This is a genomic window from Bacillus sp. MD-5 (assembly GCF_002201875.1).
GTDB lineage: Bacteria > Bacillota > Bacilli > Bacillales > Bacillaceae > Bacillus > Bacillus stercoris.
Genome location: NZ_CP021911.1, coordinates 2,076,586 through 2,095,385, shown reverse-complemented (window position 1 = coordinate 2,095,385; position 18,800 = coordinate 2,076,586). Strand labels below are relative to the sequence as shown.

The window sequence follows — 18,800 nt, the reverse complement described above, 5'->3', positions numbered from 1 at the left end:
GTTGTATAGGAAAAGAAAGGACCGGTCCGATTTGAATACATTAATTCAAGAAGCCATAAAATTAGTTGAAGCAGGTGAAACAGAAAAAGGTCTCAATACGCTCTCGAAAGCCGAAAAACAGCTGCATGATGAAGATAAAGCGATTGCAGCCCAGCTTTATTACGAGTGGGGCGATGTAGAAAAAGCCATTTCACTGATTAGTGATTTACATGATTTATACCCAAATGAAACAGAACTGACGAATTTCTACGCTGAACTTTTAATAGATATTGACGAAGAAGAAAAAGCTCTTGCTGTGCTGGAGACTATTCCGGAAACAGATCCATCATATCCGGAAAGTTTGCTGCTTATGGCGGATCTTTATCAGATGCAGGGATTATTCGAAGTCAGTGAACAAAAGCTTTTACAGGCAAAGTCCATTCTGGCCAATGAACCCGTTATTGATTTTGCACTGGGGGAACTTTACTTTACTCAGGGAGCCTATGCAAAAGCGGTTCAATATTTTAAAACAACGGCTGAGGAGAAGAGGGAGATCGGAGGCGTTAATGTCCATCAAAGACTGGCAGAATCGTTAAGTGCCTCAGGTGAATTTGAGGATGCCATTCCATGGTACGAGAAAGCTGTTGATGAGAGTCCTGATCCTAATACGATTTTCGGCTATGGGTTTACAGCCTTACAGGCGGGCCTTGTAAAAACGGCTATTAAGCAGCTGTTTGATTTAAAGGAGCTTGATCCATCTTATTCTTCACTGTATATGCCGCTCTCAAAAAGCTATGAAGCTGAAGGAATGTATGAAGAGGCATTAAAAACGGCAAAAGAGGGTATCAGATTTGATGAATATAACAAAGAACTTTTCCTTTATGCCGCTAAAATGGCCCTGAAAATCGGGAAGTCAGAAGAGGGGAAAAAGCTGCTTCAGGAGGCGCTTGCGCTTGATCCGGGATTCGTCGAAGCCCTTCATACACTTCTTGCCGTGTATCATAAAGAAGAGGATTATGAACAGATCATTGATCTTATTCAAGAGGTTCGCAGCTACGGTGAAGAAGATCCGAAATACAATTGGTATCTTGCAAGCGCATATACTGAATTAGAGCAATACGAGGAAGCAAAACAATCCTTTGAGGCTGCCTATCTTCATTACCGGGAGGATAGAGATTTCTTATATGAATACGCAAGCTTCCTATTAGAAGAAGGCCTTCAAAAAGAAGCGCTGCCGCTTTTGAAAAAGGTTCTTGAAATGGACGGAGCCAATGAAGAGCTGGAAGAAACGATTTTGCGAATCGAGGATGAATTTTCGAGATAAGCAGGAATATTAACCGTTCATGTGGAACATATAAGTATATAGATTATACGAACGATAGAGGAGGGAATTACATGCAGACCCCTGTTTCTGTCAATGAGAAAAAGGATTTTATCCGTTGGTTTTTAAACCATTATCAGTTAAAGCGCCGAGAGTGCGTTTGGATCTTGAACTACTTAATGAGCCATGATTCTCTCATGGAGAAGGTTCATTTTGTGGAGCAGGCTGAATTTTGCCCGAGAGGCATTATAATGTCAACACATTGTGTTGAAGAAGTTCCGTTTCGGTTCTATAAAGAGAATGTCATGACTACCGACGCGGAAAAATCTTTTCATGATATTAGATTAAATAAACAGCAGGATTTGTTTATCCAGCTTAATTTCCGTTCGGCCTACAGCTCACCTGAGTATGCGGCGGTGCTGGAGTCCAATCCGCATATGCCGAAAGATCTTTTTGAGAATAAAAAAGACCAGGGGTTGGCGGAACAGATTTTGGAGCACGCCATTTCCACATTCCAAAGAGAAAAATTATTAAAAGACATTGACGACGCGTTAGATCGTCATGATAAAGAAGCATTTGAACAATTATCGCGCCAGTTGAATCAGCTCACATAATATGACCAGCCTTGCAGCGTATTGCAAGGCTTGTTGCCGTAAAGGGGGAGAACAATGAGGTGGAGAATCACTGATGCCAAGGACTATTTACAAGCTAAGGATTACATTGATACCGCTGTCATTCCATTAATTAACATAAAGGTGGATAACCATTTTAAAATGGTGGCGGAGAAAGGCGAGTTTACACAGCTTCTCTCAGAGGAATTGGAAAGGCAGTTAAAGGGACGGGTATATTTACTGCCTCCTTATACATATGTTGATAGAAATGACATAACCGTTCAAGGGCTTAAGGATTTGCGGGAAGAGCTGCTAGCGGAATTTCCGCATGTTGTCCTGCTCACATCTGACGAAAATTGGAGAACTGAGGATACGTTAGGCAAAATGATTGTTACACCGTCTGTTCCATTAGAGCATTTAAATGACTCTTTAAAAAGAAAAATATTGGATGAACGCACTGCTGAAATTTTGAACGTTTTGTTACAGTTATGGAGCACTTCATAAAAACACTTACATTTCCTCATAAACAATATTTTGGCTATATTGACCTTGCTGAGAGATTCATATATTATGAGGGTGTCTAGAGTTATTGCAATATTTTCTATTTTAGTCAGTTTGCAGGGGTGACCTAGAGGGGGGAGAAGAGATGGGCGGAAAACATGATATATCCAGACGTCAATTTTTGAATTATACGCTCACAGGCGTAGGAGGTTTTATGGCGGCTAGTATGCTCATGCCTATGGTTCGCTTTGCACTCGACCCGGTATTAAAATCGACAGGGAAGCAGGACATGGTTCAGGTTGTCAGCGTTGATGAGTTGACAAAAGAGCCGCAGCGCTTTGATTTCAAAATTAATCAAGTCGATGCCTGGTATGAGTCCGAAGAGTCAAGATCAGCCTGGGTCTTCAAAAACGGGGATGAAATTGTAGCACTTTCGCCAATTTGTAAACATTTAGGGTGTACGGTGAACTGGAATAGTGATCCTAAAAACCCGAATAAATTCTTTTGTCCATGCCATTACGGACTCTATGAAAAGGACGGCACCAATGTCCCTGGCACGCCGCCGCTTTCGCCTCTTGATCATTACGAGCAAGAAGTAAAAGACGGCTTCCTGTATCTTGGAAAAGCAAAGCCTAAGGGGGAAGGGTGACATGCTGAACAAAATTTATGACTGGGTAGACGAGCGGCTTGATATTACACCGATGTGGAGGGATATTGCCGATCACGAAGTACCGGAACATGTGAATCCCGCCCATCATTTCTCTGCGTTTGTGTATTGCTTTGGGGGACTGACGTTTTTTGTAACCGTTATCCAAGTATTATCTGGAATGTTTTTAACGATGTATTATGTGCCTGATATCAAAAATGCCTGGGAATCGGTATATTATTTGCAAAATGAAGTGGCATTCGGCCAGATTGTCAGGGGGATGCACCATTGGGGTGCGAGCTTGGTCATTGTGATGATGTTTTTACATACGCTGAGGGTCTTTTTCCAAGGCGCGTACAAAAAGCCGCGCGAGCTGAACTGGATTGTCGGTGTGCTGATCTTTTTTGTCATGCTCGGTCTTGGTTTTACAGGCTACTTGCTTCCTTGGGATATGAAGGCACTGTTTGCAACAAAAGTCGGGCTGCAGATCGCCGAGGCCACACCTTTGATCGGGACGCAAGTAAAAACGCTCCTTGCAGGGCATCCGGATATTGTAGGCGCCCAAACGCTGACTCGGTTTTTTGCGATCCATGTATTCTTTCTTCCTGCCGCATTGTTCGGGCTGATGGCAGCACATTTTATTATGATCCGGAAGCAGGGGATTTCAGGACCGCTTTAAACTCTTGATCTGCGAATAAAAGGGAGGGAACGACATGCACCGGGGCAAAGGGATGAAATTTGTAGGCGACTCAAGGATACCGGCTGAAAAAAAGCCGAATATACCGAAGGATTATTCGGAGTATCCCGGTAAAACAGAGGCTTTCTGGCCAAATTTCTTGTTAAAGGAATGGATGGTTGGAGCTGTCTTTCTCATCGGTTTTCTTGTTTTGACGATTGTGCATCAGCCGCCTTTAGAGCGGATGGCTGACCCGACTGATACTGGTTATATTCCGCTGCCGGATTGGTATTTTCTTTTCTTATACCAGCTGTTGAAGTATGAATACGCCGCCGGAAGCTTTACAGTGGTCGGCGCCATGATTATGCCAGGTCTCGCTTTTGGAGCCCTGCTTTTGGCTCCATTCTTAGACAGAGGGGCAGAAAGAAGGCCGTGGAAGCGTCCGGTCGCTGTCGGTATGATGCTTCTGGCCATTTCCGCTGCTGTATTTTTGACGTGGCAGTCAGTTGCTACTCATGACTGGGCCAAGGCAGAGGAACAGGGGAAAATCACAAAAGAGGCCGACATTGACACCAATACAGAAGGATATAAGATTTTTAAGGAACAAGGCTGTATTTCTTGCCATGGGGATAACCTTCAGGGAGGAGCGGCTGGACCTTCATTGGTTGACAGCGGGCTGAAACCGGAAGAAATCAAAAAGATCGCTGTAGAAGGGAAAGGCAAAATGCCTGCGGGTGTGTTCAAAGGAAATGATAAGCAGCTCGAAGAACTTGCGAAATTTATTTCTGAAACAACCGCAAAATAACGTATTGTGAATTGTCAAATGGAAGGATATACTTTTATTATCAAAAGCTGACCTGGCGTCAGCTTTTTTATATGGACACATTATTTTTACAGACTGAGAGTTGATTGATGTGAAATGGTTTCAATATGTATTAGGACAGCGGCCGATGCTTATTCTTGTCTTAGCCATTAATTTTCTGGGAACGGTTTACGGCTACTATTGGTACTTGCCGCAGCTCCTGGAGACACCGGCCCGTTTCCTGGTTTTTGTTCCAGATAGTCCGACAGCAACGTTTTTCTTTCTGTTTGTGCTGCTTGCCTTTATCATGAAACGGAATGCTCCGCTCTTTGAAGCGCTTGCGCTAGTTACTCTCGTAAAGTATGGCCTATGGGCGGTCGCTATGAATTTTCTTGTGCTTGCAGTAACTGGTGACTTGCCTTGGGAGGGCTACATGCTAATTGCTTCGCATTTTGCAATGGCAGTGCAAGGCGTATTATACAGTCCGTATTTTCGTTTTTCATTTTGGCATCTTGCAATTGCTGCAGTCTGGACACTGCATAACGATGTCATTGACTACTTGTTTAATATGATGCCGCAGTACTCTATGCTTTCTAATTATATGACTGAAATAGGGTACGGAACATTTTGGCTAAGCATCTTTTCAATCGGGCTTGCTTACTTCCTTGTGATCTCGAAAAAGCAAACGAAGCTTAAGCTGATGTAAAGACAATGTTGGTCTATCCTTGTCCCTTTCTTCATATTCTGTAAGGAGAGAGAGTGGGAGGGACCTGCATGAAACGAAAGCTGACGATCTGTTTGTTGATTGCTCTTATTTTTTATAATGGAAATGCCAAGGCTGCAGAGCGGGGAAGCCTCGAGGAATTGAATGATTTATCCGATACGGTCTTTCAAATGACCCGTCAGTCGAAATATGCAGAGGCGCTGCAAGTCTTGGGTTATTTTGAGAAAACATTAAAATCCGCTGAGAAAAAACAGCAAGATTCCATGCTAACAGGAGCCCAAATCCGTCAAATCACACTGGGCTATAATGATATGGTTCGAAGTTTAAAGCAGGCTGATACATCAGACACGCAAAAACTCAGAGCAGCCGCGCAGTTCAGAATGCTGATGGATGCGGTTGACAACCGGTCTGACCCGCTTTGGGGTTCACTGGAAAAACCGATTATGGAAGCCTTTACTGAGCTGAAGCGAGATGTCCAAAAGAATGAAAGCACTAGCTTCCATGAAAAATGGAATGAATTTATTAGTTTATATGATTTGATTTACCCAAGTCTTACAATCGATGTATCAGAGGAAAAGCTTGAAACAGTCGGAAAACATATAGATGTTATTGAACAAGGGGAATTTCAACAAATGACAGAGAGCACGAAGCTTGAACGGCTTTCCCTTCTTCAGCATGACTTGAAAAATTTGTTTGACAGGGCGGAGGAGGATGATGCCGATCCGTCTTTACTGTGGGTGATGATTACAACCGGCAGTATCATCATTACAGCTCTCACCTATGTCGGCTACAGAAAGTACAAGGCGGAAAAAAACAAGCTGAAAAAACGGGACTACCCTAAATAAGGATGAGGGGCGGCGGTCAGCCGCCTCTTTTTTCTATTACATGTCAGCGTGGAAGCGGATTTTTATTTTCATCAAGCGTAAATCCTTCTCCGAGCACATCGTGGACATCGCTTACCGCTACAAAGGCATGAGGGTCAATGGAGTTAATCACGCTTTTCAGCATCACCAATTCGTTTTTCGGCACCACACAATAAAGTACATCTATATCCTCTTTTGTGTAGGAACCTTGTCCTTTCAAAATGGTGACACCCCGTTCCATTTCTTCAAGGATCTTTATCTGAATCAGATCGTTTTTCGAAGAGATGATCGTAGCGCCTTTAGCAGCGTAGCCGCCTTCCTGAATAAAATCGATTAATCTTGCCGCTACAAATACAGCTACCAGCGTATACATCGCTTCTTTATAGGAGAGATAAGTAAGCAAAGACAAAATGATGACGCAGGCATCGAAAGCAAACATCGTTCTGCCCATCGGGATACCAAAATACTTATTCACTAAACGTGCGATGATATCGACACCGCCTGTCGTACCGCCGAACTTGAAAATAATTCCCAGTCCGGCTCCAATGAATACGCCGGCAAATAAAGCGGCGAGCGCTAAGTCGTGCTGAAGGGGCATATGGATTTCATATCGCTGAAAGATGCTGAGGAACAAAGACAAGGCTACAGTGCCGACAAGGGTATAAACAAACATTGTCCTGCCGAGCAAACGCCAGCCAATAAAAAAAATCGGAATGTTTAACACTAGGTTCGAGATAGAGGGGCTGATGTGGAAAAGAGCATAAAGCAAAAGTGTAATACCCGTAAAACCGCCCTCAGCCAGATTGTTCTGCATATTGAAATGAACCAAGCCAAATGAAAAAATTGCCGCTCCGATTAAAATGAAAAATATGTTTTTTAATCTAATTTCTCCAAGCATCACACAAAACCCCTTTTCCTTCCATTAGATAGCGTTTATATTATAGTGGATGAAAAAGAAAACAGCAAACGTGCTTAAACATTTGTCAAACGTATCTGAATTAGCTAACATGTAAGAGGATGATAGGAGGTTTCGTTTCAGTGAGTGATAAAACAATGAAAGACATACAGGCTGAAGTAGACCGTTACATCGGCCAGTTTAAAGAAGGATATTTCAGCCCGCTAGCCATGGTGGCAAGGCTGACTGAAGAACTGGGCGAGCTTGCCAGAGAAGTCAATCACCGCTACGGAGAAAAACCAAAAAAAGCGACTGAAGACGATAAAAGCATGGAAGAGGAAATGGGCGATGTGCTATTTGTATTGGTTTGTTTAGCCAACTCTCTTGATATCTCTTTAGAGGAAGCCCACGACCGAGTCATGCATAAATTTAATACAAGAGATAAAGATCGCTGGACCAGAAAAGAAGAAGGAAAGTAGAGGAGATCAAGATGTCAAACCAAACAATTAAAGTAGTCATTGCAGGGCCGCGTGGAAGAATGGGGCAGGAAGCTGTTAAATTGGCAGAACGAACACCTCATTTTGACCTTGTCGGTGCTATAGACCATACATACGATCAGCAAAAATTATCTGATGTGATGCCTGTTGAGTCAGATGCTCTGATTTACACAGATATCCATGCCTGCTTTACAGAAACACAACCGGATGTCTTGATTGATTTAACAACGCCTGAAATCGGAAAAGTACATACAAAAATCGCATTAGAGCACGGCGTCCGTCCAGTTGTCGGAACAACCGGTTTCTCAGAAGCTGATTTAAAAGAGCTCACGTCCTTAACAGAAGAAAAGGGGATCGGAGCCATCATTGCTCCAAACTTTGCGCTGGGCGCGGTGCTGATGATGAAATTTTCAAAAATGGCTGCCAACTATTTTGAAGATGTAGAGATTATTGAGCTTCATCATGACCAGAAGCTTGACGCACCAAGCGGAACTGCGCTTAAAACAGCGGAAATGATTTCAGAAGTCCGTAAAGAAAAGCAGCAAGGACATCCAGATGAAAAAGAAATTCTCCCAGGAGCTAGAGGAGCGGAGCAAAACGGTATTCGCTTGCACAGCGTCCGTCTTCCGGGGCTGATCGCACATCAAGAGGTCATGTTCGGCATGGATGGCCAAACGCTTCAGATCCGACACGATTCTTATAATCGCGCTTCTTTCATGTCAGGTGTTAAGCTGTCAGTCGAACAAGTCATGAAGATTGATCAGCTTGTGTACGGACTAGAAAATATCATTGATTAGACGGGGGGAGAAACGATGAAAATTGCTTTAATCGCGCATGACAAGAAAAAACAGGATATGGTTCAATTTACGACTGCCTATCGGGATATTTTGAAGCATCATGATCTGTACGCGACCGGAACCACAGGGTTGAAAATTCAAGAGGCGACAGGCCTTCAAATTGAACGTTTTCAATCCGGTCCTCTAGGGGGAGACCAGCAAATCGGAGCACTGATCGCAGCTAATGCACTCGATCTTGTCATTTTTTTGCGCGACCCGCTGACCGCGCAGCCGCATGAACCGGATGTCTCGGCATTAATCCGGTTGTGTGATGTGTATTCCATTCCGCTCGCCACAAATATGGGTACTGCGGAAATTCTTGTCCGGACACTTGATGAAGGTGTTTTCGAATTCCGCGACCTTCTTCGGGGAGAAGAGCCGAATGTATAATGCTGACGTTCTTGCTTTCGGCGCCCACAGTGATGATGTCGAGATCGGAATGGGCGGCACAATAGCGAAGTTTGTCAAACAGGGAAAAAAAGTAATGATATGCGATTTGACAGAAGCGGAACTCTCTTCTAACGGTACGGTCAGTTTGCGTAGAGAAGAAGCAGCTGAAGCAGCACGCATATTAGGCGCAGATAAAAGAATTCAGCTGACGCTTCCGGACCGCGGCCTAATGATGAGCGATCAGGCAATTCGGTCGATTGTTACAGTGATCAGAACCAACCGGCCAAAAGCGGTTTTTATGCCGTATAAAAAGGATCGCCATCCGGATCACGGCAATGCGGCTGCACTGGTGGAAGAAGCGATCTTTTCCGCTGGAATCCATAAATATAAAGACGAAAAAAGCCTTCCGGCGCATAAAGTCAGCAAGGTTTACTATTATATGATAAATGGTTTTCATCAGCCGGATTTTGTTATTGATATCTCGGATACAATAGAGGCAAAGAAACAAAGCCTCAATGCCTACAAAAGCCAGTTTATCCCGTCAAAGGATTCAGTTTCTACTCCACTGACGAATGGTTATATCGAGATCGTCGAAGCGAGAGAAAAGCTTTACGGTAAAGAAGCGGGCGTGGAGTATGCCGAAGGTTTCTTTTCCAAACGGATGTTGATGCTAGATCATGATGTTCTTGGGGGCGAACAATGAAAAAACTAAAAATAGGGATCACATGCTATCCGAGCGTCGGAGGCTCAGGTATCATTGCGACAGAACTGGGGAAGCAGCTTGCTGAAAAGGGACATGAAATCCATTTCATCACATCAAGCATTCCGTTTAGACTGAATACATATCATCCCAATATTCATTTTCATGAAGTTGAGGTTAATCAATATGCTGTTTTCAAGTATCCTCCGTATGATTTGACATTGGCAAGTAAAATCGCTGAGGTGGCGGAGCGGGAGAATTTAGACATTATCCATGCTCACTATGCTCTCCCGCATGCTGTTTGCGCCTATCTTGCAAAACAGATGCTGAAACGCAATATCGGCATCGTCACAACTTTGCACGGCACGGATATCACGGTATTAGGTTATGACCCGTCTCTAAAAGATCTGATCCGTTTTGCCATCGAGTCATCAGACAGGGTAACTGCCGTCTCTTCAGCGCTTGCAGCTGAAACATATGATTTAATTAAACCGGAGAAAAAAATCGAAACGATTTATAACTTTATAGACGAGCGCGTGTATCTGAAGAAAAACACAACAACAATTAAAGAGAAACATGGAATCTTACCAGATGAAAAAGTCGTCATCCATGTGTCCAACTTCAGAAAGGTCAAACGCGTGCAGGATGTCATTCGTGTGTTCCGTAATATCGCCGGTAAAACGAAAGCGAAGCTGCTTTTAGTCGGAGACGGTCCGGAAAAATCGACAGCCTGCGAGCTTATCAGAAAATATGGCTTGGAAGACCAAGTCTTAATGCTTGGTAATCAAGACCGTGTTGAAGAACTTTATTCTATTAGTGATTTGAAGCTGCTGCTGTCTGAAAAAGAAAGTTTTGGCCTTGTCCTTCTGGAAGCGATGGCTTGCGGGGTGCCTTGTATCGGAACGAACATTGGCGGTATCCCGGAGGTTATTAAAAACAATGTGAGCGGATTTTTGGTGGATGTCGGTGATGTTGCAGGCGCAACAGCCCGCGCGATGAGCATTTTAGAAGATGAACAGCTAAGCAATCGTTTTACAAAGGCGGCAATAGAGATGCTTGAAAATGAATTTTCCTCCAAGAAAATTGTCAGTCAGTATGAACAGATTTATGCCGATTTAGCAGAACCGGAGTGATCACATGGAAAAAGTTTTTATCAAAGCACTTCCCGTGCTCCGCACCTTAATCGAAGCGGGCCATCAGGCTTATTTTGTCGGGGGCGCAGTTCGTGACAGTTATATGAAACGAACGATCGGAGATGTTGATATCGCGACAGATGCCGCACCTGATCAAGTAGAACGGCTGTTTCAGCGGACTGTTGATGTAGGCAAAGAGCACGGGACCATCATTGTGCTCTGGGAAGATGAAACCTATGAAGTCACGACATTCCGGACTGAGTCTGATTACGTGGATTACAGAAGACCGTCAGAAGTGCAATTTATCTCATCATTAGAAGAGGATTTAAAACGCAGAGATTTGACGATCAATGCGATGGCCATGACAGCGGACGGGAAGGTGCTTGATTATTTTGGCGGCAGGAAAGATATTGATCAAAAAGTGATTCGAACCGTTGGAAAGCCCGAGGACAGATTTCAAGAAGATGCGCTTCGTATGCTGAGAGCCGTACGCTTTATGAGCCAGCTTGGCTTTACGCTTTCACCGGAAACAGAAAAAGCCATTTCGATAGAAAAATCTCTCCTCTCCCATATTTCAGTCGAACGAAAAACAATAGAGTTCGAGAAATTGCTGCAGGGAAGAGCTTCCCGCCAAGCGCTTCAAACGCTTATTCAAACGAGGCTGTATGAAGAGCTGCCTGGTTTGTATCATAAACGAGAAAACCTGATTTCAGCGAGTGAGTTTCCATTCTTCTCTTTAACATCACGTGAGGAGCTTTGGGCAGCTCTTTTAATTGACCTCGACATCGTCTTGAAAGACGCGCCTCTTTTCCTGAAAGCCTGGAAGCTCCCGGGAAAAGTGATGAAGGAAGCCATTCACATTGCCGATACGTTTGGCCAGAGCCTTGACGCAATGTCAATGTACAGAGCTGGGGAAAAATCACTGCTCTCAGCGGCCAAAATATCGCAGCTGCGGCAAAACAAAACACTGGATGAAAAAAAACTGAAGGACATTCAATACGCTTATCAAAACCTGCCGATCAAAAGCCTTAAGGATCTTGATATCACAGGTAAGGATTTGCTTGCGCTTCGAAACCGGCCGGCCGGAAAATGGGTGTCGGAAGAATTACAAAGGATCGAGCAGGCTGTTGTGACAGGAAAGCTCTCCAATCAAAAGAAACACATAGAGGAGTGGCTGAAGACATGCGGTCAACATTAAGAAAAGACCTTATTGAATTATTTGCTCAGGCCGGCAAAGAATTTATTTCCGGCCAAAAAATCAGTGATGCACTCGGCTGTTCTAGAACTGCTGTATGGAAGCATATTGAAGAGCTTCGAAAAGAGGGCTATGAAGTAGAAGCCGTAAGAAGAAAAGGATATCGGCTCATCAAAAAGCCCGGGAAACTCAGTGAAAGCGAAATTCGCTTTGGATTAAAAACGGACATGATGGGGCAGCATCTTATTTATCATGACGTTCTTTCAAGCACGCAAAAATCGGCTCATGAGCTTGCGAATAATAATGCACCGGAAGGCACCCTCGTGGTGGCTGACAAACAAACAGCCGGAAGGGGCCGAATGTCTAGGGTATGGCATTCTCAAGAAGGGAACGGCATTTGGATGAGCCTGATTTTGCGGCCAGACATCCCGCTCCAAAAAACACCGCAGCTGACTCTGCTTGCTGCAGTAGCTGTTGTGCAGGGAATAGAAGAGGCAGCAGGCATCCAAACGGATATTAAATGGCCTAATGATATTTTAATTAACGGAAAAAAAACAGTCGGCATCCTAACAGAAATGCAGGCTGAAGAAGACCGCGTACGTTCAGTGATCATTGGAATCGGCATTAACGTTAACCAGCAGCCCGATGATTTTCCAGATGAATTGAAGGACATCGCGACAAGTCTCAGCCAAGCCGCTGGAGAAAAAGTCGATCGGGCCGGCGTCATCCAGCAAATTTTACTTTGCTTTGAGAAACGGTACCGGGATTATATGACACACGGATTTACGCCGATTAAGCTTTTATGGGAAAGCTATGCGCTCGGAATTGGCGCTAATATGAGAGCCAGAACGTTAAACGGAACCTTTTACGGGAAGGCGTTAGGTATAGATGATGAAGGCGTTCTGCTTTTAGAAACGAATGAAGGCATGAAAAAAATCTATTCTGCCGATATTGAATTGGGCTAATGTGTTGGTACAAGCCCGTTGATTTTGGTATACTTCCATTGGGCAGTATCGCCTGCGAACTGCACCTATTATTAAAATAGATAGACATTGCAGCAGTCTGCCTTGATCCAAAAAAGGACTGGGACAGAGGGATGAAACTCGCCGAACTTTAGAAAGTGAAGGATCCTTCTCGTTGTAACGGAAGGTTTTTTGGCTTGCAGAAGAAAACGGCAGCTCATCTCCTCTAAACATGAGGAGGAGAAAACATGAAAACAAAACTGGATTTTCTAAAAATGAAGGAGTCTGAAGAACCGATCGTCATGCTGACCGCTTATGATTATCCGGCAGCTAAGCTTGCTGAACAAGCGGGAGTTGACATGATTTTAGTCGGTGATTCACTCGGAATGGTCGTTCTCGGCCTTGATTCAACTGTCGGTGTGACAGTAGCGGACATGATTCATCATACAAAAGCCGTTAAAAGGGGAGCGCCGAATACCTTTATTGTGACAGATATGCCTTTTATGTCTTATCATCTTTCCAAGGAAGATACGCTGAAAAATGCAGCGGCTATCGTTCAGGAAAGCGGAGCAGACGCACTAAAGCTTGAAGGTGGAGAAGGCGTATTTGAATCCATTCGCGCATTGACGCTTGGAGGCATTCCAGTAGTCAGTCACTTAGGTTTAACTCCGCAGTCAGTCGGCGTATTGGGTGGATATAAAGTACAGGGCAAAGATGAACAAAGCGCCAAAAAATTAATAGAAGACAGTATAAAATGCGAAGAGGCAGGAGCTATGATGCTTGTGCTGGAATGTGTACCGGCGGAACTAACAGCCAAAATTGCCGAGACGCTAAGCATCCCGGTCATCGGAATCGGGGCTGGTGTGAAAGCGGACGGACAAGTTCTCGTTTATCATGATATAATCGGCCACGGTGTTGAGAGAACACCTAAATTCGTAAAGCAATATACGCGCATTGACGAAACCATCGAAACAGCAATCAGCGGATATGTTCAGGATGTACGACATCGTGCTTTCCCTGAACAAAAGCATTCCTTTCAAATGAACCAGACAGTTCTGAACGGCTTGTACGGGGGAAAATAAGATGAGACAGATTACTGATATTTCACAGCTGAAAGAAGCGATAAAACAATACCAATCAGAGGGCAGGTCAATCGGATTTGTTCCGACGATGGGGTTTCTGCATGAGGGGCATTTAACCTTAGCAGACAAAGCTAGACAAGAAAACGACACTGTTATTATGAGTATTTTTGTCAATCCTGCACAATTCGGCCCTAATGAAGATTTTGAAGCATATCCACGCGATATTGAGCGGGATGCAGCTCTTGCGGAAAACGCGGGAGTCGATATTCTTTTTACGCCGGATGCTCATGATATGTATCCCGGTGAAAAGAATGTCACGATTCATGTAGAAAGACGCACAGACGTGTTATGCGGGCGCTCAAGAGAGGGACATTTTGACGGTGTTGCGATCGTACTGACGAAGCTGTTCAATCTTGTTCAGCCGACCCGTGCCTATTTCGGTTTAAAGGATGCGCAGCAGGTAGCTGTTGTTGATGGCTTAATCAGCGACTTTTTCATGGATATTGAATTGGTTGCTGTCGATACGGTGAGAGAGGAAGACGGCTTAGCCAAAAGCTCCCGCAATGTATACTTAACAGCTGAGGAAAGAAAGGAAGCGCCTAAGCTGTATCGGGCCCTGCAAACCAGTGCGGAGCTGATCCAAGCCGGTGAAAGAGACCCGGAAGCGGTGATAAAAGCTGCAAAAGAAATCATTGAAACGACAAGCGGAGCGATAGATTATATAGAGCTTTATTCCTATCCGGAACTCGAACCTGTGAATGAAATTGCCGGAAAGATGATTCTCGCTGTTGCAGTTGCTTTTTCAAAAGCGCGTTTAATAGATAATATCATTATTGATATTCGAGAAATGGAGAGAATATAATATGTATCGAACAATGATGAGCGGCAAGCTTCACAGGGCAACTGTTACGGAAGCAAACCTGAACTATGTGGGAAGCATTACAATTGATGAAGATCTCATTGATGCGGTGGGAATGCTTCCTAATGAAAAAGTGCAAATTGTGAATAATAATAATGGAGCACGTCTTGAAACGTATATTATTCCTGGTAAACGGGGAAGCGGCGTCATATGCTTAAACGGTGCAGCCGCACGCCTTGTGCAGGAAGGAGATAAGGTTATTATTATTTCCTACAAAATGATGTCTGATCAAGAAGCGGAAAGCCACGAGCCAAAAGTGGCTGTTCTCAATGATCAAAACAAAATTGAACAAATGCTGGGGAACGAACCAGCCCGTACAATTTTGTAGAAGAAAAGCCCCCTTTATCGGGGGTTTTCTTTTAAGATTTTGAGAGTAAAACGGTTTTGCCGCTCCATTTCCGTACAAAACGTGTTACACTTTTGTCGTATGCAAGAATTGAGGTGTCCATTTTAATGAATAAGCAACGGTTCGTTGTAATAGACGTAGAGACAACAGGGAATTCGCCGAAGAAAGGCGATAAAATCATACAAATCGCAGCGGTTGTAATTGAAAATGGACAAATTACTGAGCGGTTTTCAAAATACATTAATCCAAATAAACCAATCCCTGCTTTTATTGAGCAGCTTACTGGGATCTCTAGTCAAATGGTAGAGAATGAACAGCCATTTGAAGCAGTCGCTGAAGAAGTCTTCCAATTGCTTGAGGGCGCTTATTTTGTCGCTCACAATATTCATTTTGACCTTGGATTTGTCAAGTATGAGCTTCATAAGGCGGGTTTTCAGCTCCCAGATTGTGAAGTGCTGGATACTGTCGAACTTTCACGGATTGTTTTTCCGGGATTTGAAGGGTATAAGCTGACGGAATTAAGCGAGGAGCTTCAGCTGCGGCATGATCAGCCGCACCGGGCTGACAGCGATGCTGAAGTGACAGGGCTTATTTTTTTGGAAATCCTTGAAAAGCTGCGGCAGCTTCCTTATCCGACATTAAAGCAGTTAAGAAGGCTTTCGCAGCATTTCATCAGTGATCTGACGCATTTGTTGGATATGTTCATTAATGAAAACAGACAAACCGAGATACCGGGCTATACACGCTTTTCTTCCTTTTCTGTCAGAGAACCTGAATCGATCGATGTTCGTGTGAATGAGGACGGGAACTTTTCATTTGAGATCGAACGATGGGAAGCGGAAAATGAAAAAGCGCTGTCAGAGTTAATGCCCGGGTATGAAAAAAGAGACGGCCAAATGATGATGATGAAAGAGGTGGCTGAAGCGTTTGCCAATCGTGAGCATGCGCTGATTGAAGCTCCTCCGGGAATCGGAAAAACGATTGGCTATCTTATTCCGGCTGCGCTTTTTGCCAAGAAATCAAAAAAGCCGGTTATTATCAGCACGTATTCGACGCTTTTACAGCAGCAGATTCTAACAAAGGATTTGCCGATTGTCCAAGAACTGTTTCCATTTCCGGTAACAGCGGCGATTTTAAAAGGGCAATCGCATTATTTATGCCTGTATAAATTCGAGCAGGTGCTTCATGAAGAAGATGATAATTATGATGCGGTACTGACAAAGGCACAGCTTCTCGTTTGGCTGACAGAGACAAATACAGGGGATGTAGCGGAACTGAATTTGCCTTCAGGCGGAAAGTTGCTGTGGGACAGATTGGCTTATGACGATGACTCCTATAAAAGAAGCCGCAATGAGCATGTGACCGGCTTTTACGAGCGGGCCAAACAGATCGCTATGCGTTCCGATTTGGTGATCACCAATCATTCCCTTTTGCTGACCGATGAAGGCAGCCAGAAAAAAAGGCTCCCCGAAAGCGGCACATTTATTATTGATGAAGCACATCACTTTGAACGAGCGGCAAGTGAACATTTAGGAAAAAGAGCCACGTACATAGAATTGCATACGAAATTGAGCAGAATCGGCACTCTGAAGGAGCAGGGACTTCTAAAAAAAATGAGACAGCTATTCCAGCGAAACAGCCTGCCGGTTGATTCATTTTTCGAATTGGAAGAGTGGCTTCAGCACATTCAAGCAGAAAGTGATGCTTTCTTCAGCTCTGTTCATTCTTTTGTCAAACGAAGAAAACCTAAAGAGGACTTAAACCGTCTAGTTTTTAAGGTGAACAAAGAAAGCCAGGATAAAAGCTGGTCGATCTTAACGGATGGTGCGGAAAGGCTTTGTTCCATGCTGACACACCTGCAGCAGCTTTTTGAGGCACAGTCGTCCCTGATAGAAAAACATCTGAAGGGTATGAAGAGCAAAACCGTCTTTTTGGCCGATGAATACCAAAGAAGCATGAAAGGTTTGCAGCATTACTGTCAGACGTTGCAGAAGCTGTTCTTTGGGTGCGATGACGATGAAGCGGTTTGGATTGAAATTGATGCTAAAGGTGCGAAAAATGCTGTGGCCATTTACGCACAGCCTCTTGAACCGGGGGAACTTCTGGCTGATCAGTTTTTCGCGCGCAAAAATAGTGTGGTGCTAACGTCTGCAACCCTTACAGTCGAAGGCTCTTTTCAATTTATGATTGAACGACTGGGACTGAGTGACTTTTTCCCGCGGACAATGAGAATTGAGTCGCCCTTTTCTTATGATGAGCGCATGCAGGTGATGATTCCTAAGGAAATGAAGTCAATTCAGGATACAGGACAAACTGAATTTATCCAGGATACGGCTCGTTATATCGAACTGATGGCAAAGGAAAAACAGCCCAAAATCCTTGTGCTGTTTACATCCCATGAGATGCTGAAAAAGGCCCACCAGGAGCTTAAGCATATCATGAGTGCATCCGGCATTCAGCTCTTGGCACAAGGGATTACAGGCGGAAGTCCCGGCAAACTGATGAAAACTTTTAAAACATCCAATCAGGCGATCCTGCTTGGAACAAATCATTTTTGGGAAGGCGTTGATTTCCCTGGTGATGAGCTGACAACAGTAATGATCGTGAGGCTCCCATTCCGATCCCCAGATCACCCGCTTCATGCTGCAAAATGTGAGCTTGCCCGCAAAAAAGGAAAGAATCCATTTCAAACAGTGTCATTACCGGAGGCTGTACTGACCTTCAGGCAAGGAGTCGGACGCTTGCTGCGTACTGCGGGAGACAAAGGAACGATTATGATATTGGACAGACGGATTAAAACCGCTGGATACGGCCGGCTGTTTCTTGATGCCTTGCCGACAACCTCAGTATTCGAAATGACTGACAGCGAGCTTGAAGCTTATGTTGCAGGGAAAAATAAATAAAAGCCGCATAAAGCGGCTTTTGCGGTGTGGGAGTAGGATGATGTTTTATTTAAAAGCGGTTATTCCCGCTCTGTGATACTAGTATGGCGTGTCCTGAAATGGAGTATGACTAACAATATTTGTTCAAACTGGAGGATGAAAAAATGGAAAGTAAAATCGAGATTCTTTCAACAATTAATGTAGAGCATTCTGATGATTTGTATAAAATTGTGGACACACTGAATCGGACACTGAAAAGAGACAATCTGATGTTCGGTCTTGCACTTGATGAAGAAAACAAAAACCAAGCCGTTTTTACCATTTATCGTACGTAGGTGAGAAGATGAGAAAAAAAGCATTAATATTTACCGCCATTTTTGGTATTATTTTTTTAGCAGTACTTCTTGTCTCGGCAAGCATTTATAAATCAGCCATGGCACAAAAGGAAGAGGGGCACGAAGCAGCAGCTGCTGAAGCTAAAAAAGAAACCGATCTCGCCAATGTTGATCAAGTCGAAACATTTGTCGGAAAAGAAAAATATTATGTTGTCAAGGGTACGGATAAAAAAGGCACTGCCTTATATGTCTGGGTTCCTGCTAATAAAAAAGCAAAAATTCTCTCAAAAGAAGCAAAAGAGGGAATCTCGGAAGACAAAGCGGCGAAAATCATACAGGATGAAGGGCTGGTTTCAAAACAAAAAGAGGTTCATCTGGCAAGAGAAGGTAACGTTCTGCTATGGGAAGTGACGTACTTAGACAAAGAAGGTCAATACAGTTTAAGTTATGTGGACTTTACAACTGGAAAGATTCTCAAAAATATCACGCCTTAAGACGAATTAGG

General features: G+C 43.9%; 22 protein-coding genes. 21 read left to right on the top strand and 1 reads right to left on the bottom strand.

What is annotated here, in order from left to right; all coding sequences use genetic code 11:
* The first annotated feature begins 31 nt into the window (after nucleotides 1–31).
* The 8 genes from CDO84_RS10290 (at nucleotide 32) to ypjB (ending at nucleotide 6,105) form a co-directional block, all read left to right on the top strand.
* Entirely contained in the window at nucleotides 32–1,303 is a 1,272-nt protein-coding gene (locus tag CDO84_RS10290) for a tetratricopeptide repeat protein (protein ID WP_040082783.1), read from the top strand.
* Nucleotides 1,304–1,374: 71 nt separating this feature from the next.
* Complete coding sequence (locus CDO84_RS10285) at nucleotides 1,375–1,914, top strand: ReoY family proteolytic degradation factor (RefSeq protein ID WP_014664397.1); 540 nt, start codon at nucleotides 1,375–1,377, stop codon at nucleotides 1,912–1,914.
* Nucleotides 1,915–1,968: 54 nt separating this feature from the next.
* Nucleotides 1,969–2,415: a YpiF family protein gene (locus tag CDO84_RS10280; RefSeq protein ID WP_040082785.1), complete on the top strand. Its 447-nt coding sequence runs from the start codon at nucleotides 1,969–1,971 to the stop codon at nucleotides 2,413–2,415.
* Nucleotides 2,416–2,557: 142 nt separating this feature from the next.
* The gene (locus tag CDO84_RS10275; RefSeq protein ID WP_004398062.1) at nucleotides 2,558–3,061 is read left to right on the top strand and encodes a Rieske (2Fe-2S) protein; all 504 of its coding nucleotides are present in this window, start codon (nucleotides 2,558–2,560) and stop codon (nucleotides 3,059–3,061) included.
* Nucleotide 3,062: 1 nt separating this feature from the next.
* Nucleotides 3,063–3,737 (top strand): menaquinol-cytochrome c reductase cytochrome b subunit, encoded by a 675-nt coding sequence (qcrB, locus tag CDO84_RS10270; protein WP_003225560.1) that lies wholly within the window; start codon nucleotides 3,063–3,065, stop codon nucleotides 3,735–3,737.
* Between the two features lie 34 nt (nucleotides 3,738–3,771).
* Nucleotides 3,772–4,539, top strand: coding sequence for a menaquinol-cytochrome c reductase cytochrome b/c subunit (locus CDO84_RS10265; protein ID WP_014664395.1), 768 nt, complete (start codon nucleotides 3,772–3,774; stop codon nucleotides 4,537–4,539).
* Between the two features lie 109 nt (nucleotides 4,540–4,648).
* Nucleotides 4,649–5,242 carry a lipoprotein heptaprenylglyceryl N-acetyltransferase LhaT gene (locus CDO84_RS10260; protein WP_040082786.1) on the top strand — a complete coding sequence of 198 codons (594 nt, stop codon included), beginning with the start codon at nucleotides 4,649–4,651 and terminating at the stop codon, nucleotides 5,240–5,242.
* A gap of 68 nt (nucleotides 5,243–5,310) precedes the next feature.
* On the top strand, nucleotides 5,311–6,105 hold the full coding sequence (gene ypjB / locus CDO84_RS10255; protein ID WP_040082788.1) for a sporulation protein YpjB: 795 nt from the start codon (nucleotides 5,311–5,313) through the stop codon (nucleotides 6,103–6,105).
* 43 nt (nucleotides 6,106–6,148) lie between these two features.
* Here the strand turns inward: ypjB and CDO84_RS10250 are convergent, their stop codons facing one another.
* The gene (locus tag CDO84_RS10250) at nucleotides 6,149–7,021 is read right to left on the bottom strand and encodes a YitT family protein (RefSeq protein WP_040082789.1); all 873 of its coding nucleotides are present in this window, start codon (nucleotides 7,019–7,021) and stop codon (nucleotides 6,149–6,151) included.
* A 140-nt stretch (nucleotides 7,022–7,161) separates the two neighbouring features.
* Between CDO84_RS10250 and CDO84_RS10245 the strand changes: the two genes are divergently transcribed.
* The 13 genes from CDO84_RS10245 (at nucleotide 7,162) to tseB (ending at nucleotide 18,789) form a co-directional block, all read left to right on the top strand.
* Nucleotides 7,162–7,497, top strand: coding sequence for a nucleotide pyrophosphohydrolase (locus CDO84_RS10245; RefSeq protein WP_014664392.1), 336 nt, complete (start codon nucleotides 7,162–7,164; stop codon nucleotides 7,495–7,497).
* An 11-nt stretch (nucleotides 7,498–7,508) separates the two neighbouring features.
* Nucleotides 7,509–8,312, top strand: a complete 804-nt coding sequence (gene dapB, locus CDO84_RS10240; protein WP_040082790.1) for a 4-hydroxy-tetrahydrodipicolinate reductase — start codon at nucleotides 7,509–7,511, stop codon at nucleotides 8,310–8,312.
* Between the two features lie 15 nt (nucleotides 8,313–8,327).
* The gene (gene mgsA, locus CDO84_RS10235; RefSeq protein ID WP_014664390.1) at nucleotides 8,328–8,741 is read left to right on the top strand and encodes a methylglyoxal synthase; all 414 of its coding nucleotides are present in this window, start codon (nucleotides 8,328–8,330) and stop codon (nucleotides 8,739–8,741) included.
* On the top strand, nucleotides 8,734–9,444 hold the full coding sequence (gene bshB1 / locus CDO84_RS10230; RefSeq protein ID WP_014664389.1) for a bacillithiol biosynthesis deacetylase BshB1: 711 nt from the start codon (nucleotides 8,734–8,736) through the stop codon (nucleotides 9,442–9,444). The genes mgsA and bshB1 overlap by 8 nt, the downstream gene beginning before the upstream one ends.
* On the top strand, nucleotides 9,441–10,574 hold the full coding sequence (bshA, locus tag CDO84_RS10225) for an N-acetyl-alpha-D-glucosaminyl L-malate synthase BshA (RefSeq protein ID WP_040082791.1): 1,134 nt from the start codon (nucleotides 9,441–9,443) through the stop codon (nucleotides 10,572–10,574). Before bshB1 ends, bshA begins: the two co-directional genes overlap by 4 nt.
* A 4-nt stretch (nucleotides 10,575–10,578) precedes the next feature.
* Nucleotides 10,579–11,772: a CCA tRNA nucleotidyltransferase gene (locus tag CDO84_RS10220; protein ID WP_040082792.1), complete on the top strand. Its 1,194-nt coding sequence runs from the start codon at nucleotides 10,579–10,581 to the stop codon at nucleotides 11,770–11,772.
* Entirely contained in the window at nucleotides 11,757–12,734 is a 978-nt protein-coding gene (locus CDO84_RS10215) for a bifunctional biotin--[acetyl-CoA-carboxylase] synthetase/biotin operon repressor (RefSeq protein WP_040082793.1), read from the top strand. Before CDO84_RS10220 ends, CDO84_RS10215 begins: the two co-directional genes overlap by 16 nt.
* 245 nt (nucleotides 12,735–12,979) lie before the next feature.
* Nucleotides 12,980–13,813, top strand: coding sequence for a 3-methyl-2-oxobutanoate hydroxymethyltransferase (panB, locus tag CDO84_RS10210; protein ID WP_014664385.1), 834 nt, complete (start codon nucleotides 12,980–12,982; stop codon nucleotides 13,811–13,813).
* Between the two features lies 1 nt (nucleotide 13,814).
* Entirely contained in the window at nucleotides 13,815–14,675 is an 861-nt protein-coding gene (gene panC / locus CDO84_RS10205; protein ID WP_014664384.1) for a pantoate--beta-alanine ligase, read from the top strand.
* 1 nt (nucleotide 14,676) lies between these two features.
* The gene (gene panD / locus CDO84_RS10200) at nucleotides 14,677–15,060 is read left to right on the top strand and encodes an aspartate 1-decarboxylase (protein WP_014664383.1); all 384 of its coding nucleotides are present in this window, start codon (nucleotides 14,677–14,679) and stop codon (nucleotides 15,058–15,060) included.
* A gap of 125 nt (nucleotides 15,061–15,185) precedes the next feature.
* On the top strand, nucleotides 15,186–17,981 hold the full coding sequence (gene dinG, locus CDO84_RS10195) for an ATP-dependent DNA helicase DinG (RefSeq protein WP_040082795.1): 2,796 nt from the start codon (nucleotides 15,186–15,188) through the stop codon (nucleotides 17,979–17,981).
* Between the two features lie 143 nt (nucleotides 17,982–18,124).
* A complete protein-coding gene (locus CDO84_RS10190; protein WP_003225588.1) occupies nucleotides 18,125–18,295 on the top strand; it encodes a YpmA family protein in 171 nt (56 codons plus the stop codon).
* Between the two features lie 8 nt (nucleotides 18,296–18,303).
* Nucleotides 18,304–18,789, top strand: coding sequence for a cell wall elongation/penicillin-binding protein regulator TseB (gene tseB / locus CDO84_RS10185; RefSeq protein ID WP_040082796.1), 486 nt, complete (start codon nucleotides 18,304–18,306; stop codon nucleotides 18,787–18,789).
* Nucleotides 18,790–18,800: the final 11 nt, after the last annotated feature.

Excerpts from the sequence above, each read along its gene's own strand:
- ypjB (WP_040082788.1), top strand. The coding sequence starts at position 5,311 with ATGAAACGAAAGCTGACGATCTGTTTGTTGATTGCTCTTATTTTTTAT.
- panC (WP_014664384.1), top strand. The coding sequence starts at position 13,815 with ATGAGACAGATTACTGATATTTCACAGCTGAAAGAAGCGATAAAACAA.
- bshB1 (WP_014664389.1), top strand. The coding sequence starts at position 8,734 with ATGTATAATGCTGACGTTCTTGCTTTCGGCGCCCACAGTGATGATGTC.
- panB (WP_014664385.1), top strand. The coding sequence starts at position 12,980 with ATGAAAACAAAACTGGATTTTCTAAAAATGAAGGAGTCTGAAGAACCG.
- dinG (WP_040082795.1), top strand. The coding sequence starts at position 15,186 with ATGAATAAGCAACGGTTCGTTGTAATAGACGTAGAGACAACAGGGAAT.
- CDO84_RS10280 (WP_040082785.1), top strand. The coding sequence starts at position 1,969 with ATGAGGTGGAGAATCACTGATGCCAAGGACTATTTACAAGCTAAGGAT.
- qcrB (WP_003225560.1), top strand. The coding sequence starts at position 3,063 with ATGCTGAACAAAATTTATGACTGGGTAGACGAGCGGCTTGATATTACA.
- CDO84_RS10250 (WP_040082789.1), bottom strand. The coding sequence starts at position 7,021 with ATGCTTGGAGAAATTAGATTAAAAAACATATTTTTCATTTTAATCGGA.
- CDO84_RS10215 (WP_040082793.1), top strand. The coding sequence starts at position 11,757 with ATGCGGTCAACATTAAGAAAAGACCTTATTGAATTATTTGCTCAGGCC.
- CDO84_RS10285 (WP_014664397.1), top strand. The coding sequence starts at position 1,375 with ATGCAGACCCCTGTTTCTGTCAATGAGAAAAAGGATTTTATCCGTTGG.
- CDO84_RS10265 (WP_014664395.1), top strand. The coding sequence starts at position 3,772 with ATGCACCGGGGCAAAGGGATGAAATTTGTAGGCGACTCAAGGATACCG.
- mgsA (WP_014664390.1), top strand. The coding sequence starts at position 8,328 with ATGAAAATTGCTTTAATCGCGCATGACAAGAAAAAACAGGATATGGTT.
- CDO84_RS10220 (WP_040082792.1), top strand. The coding sequence starts at position 10,579 with ATGGAAAAAGTTTTTATCAAAGCACTTCCCGTGCTCCGCACCTTAATC.
- dapB (WP_040082790.1), top strand. The coding sequence starts at position 7,509 with ATGTCAAACCAAACAATTAAAGTAGTCATTGCAGGGCCGCGTGGAAGA.
- CDO84_RS10275 (WP_004398062.1), top strand. The coding sequence starts at position 2,558 with ATGGGCGGAAAACATGATATATCCAGACGTCAATTTTTGAATTATACG.
- panD (WP_014664383.1), top strand. The coding sequence starts at position 14,677 with ATGTATCGAACAATGATGAGCGGCAAGCTTCACAGGGCAACTGTTACG.
- bshA (WP_040082791.1), top strand. The coding sequence starts at position 9,441 with ATGAAAAAACTAAAAATAGGGATCACATGCTATCCGAGCGTCGGAGGC.
- CDO84_RS10190 (WP_003225588.1), top strand. The coding sequence starts at position 18,125 with ATGGAAAGTAAAATCGAGATTCTTTCAACAATTAATGTAGAGCATTCT.
- tseB (WP_040082796.1), top strand. The coding sequence starts at position 18,304 with ATGAGAAAAAAAGCATTAATATTTACCGCCATTTTTGGTATTATTTTT.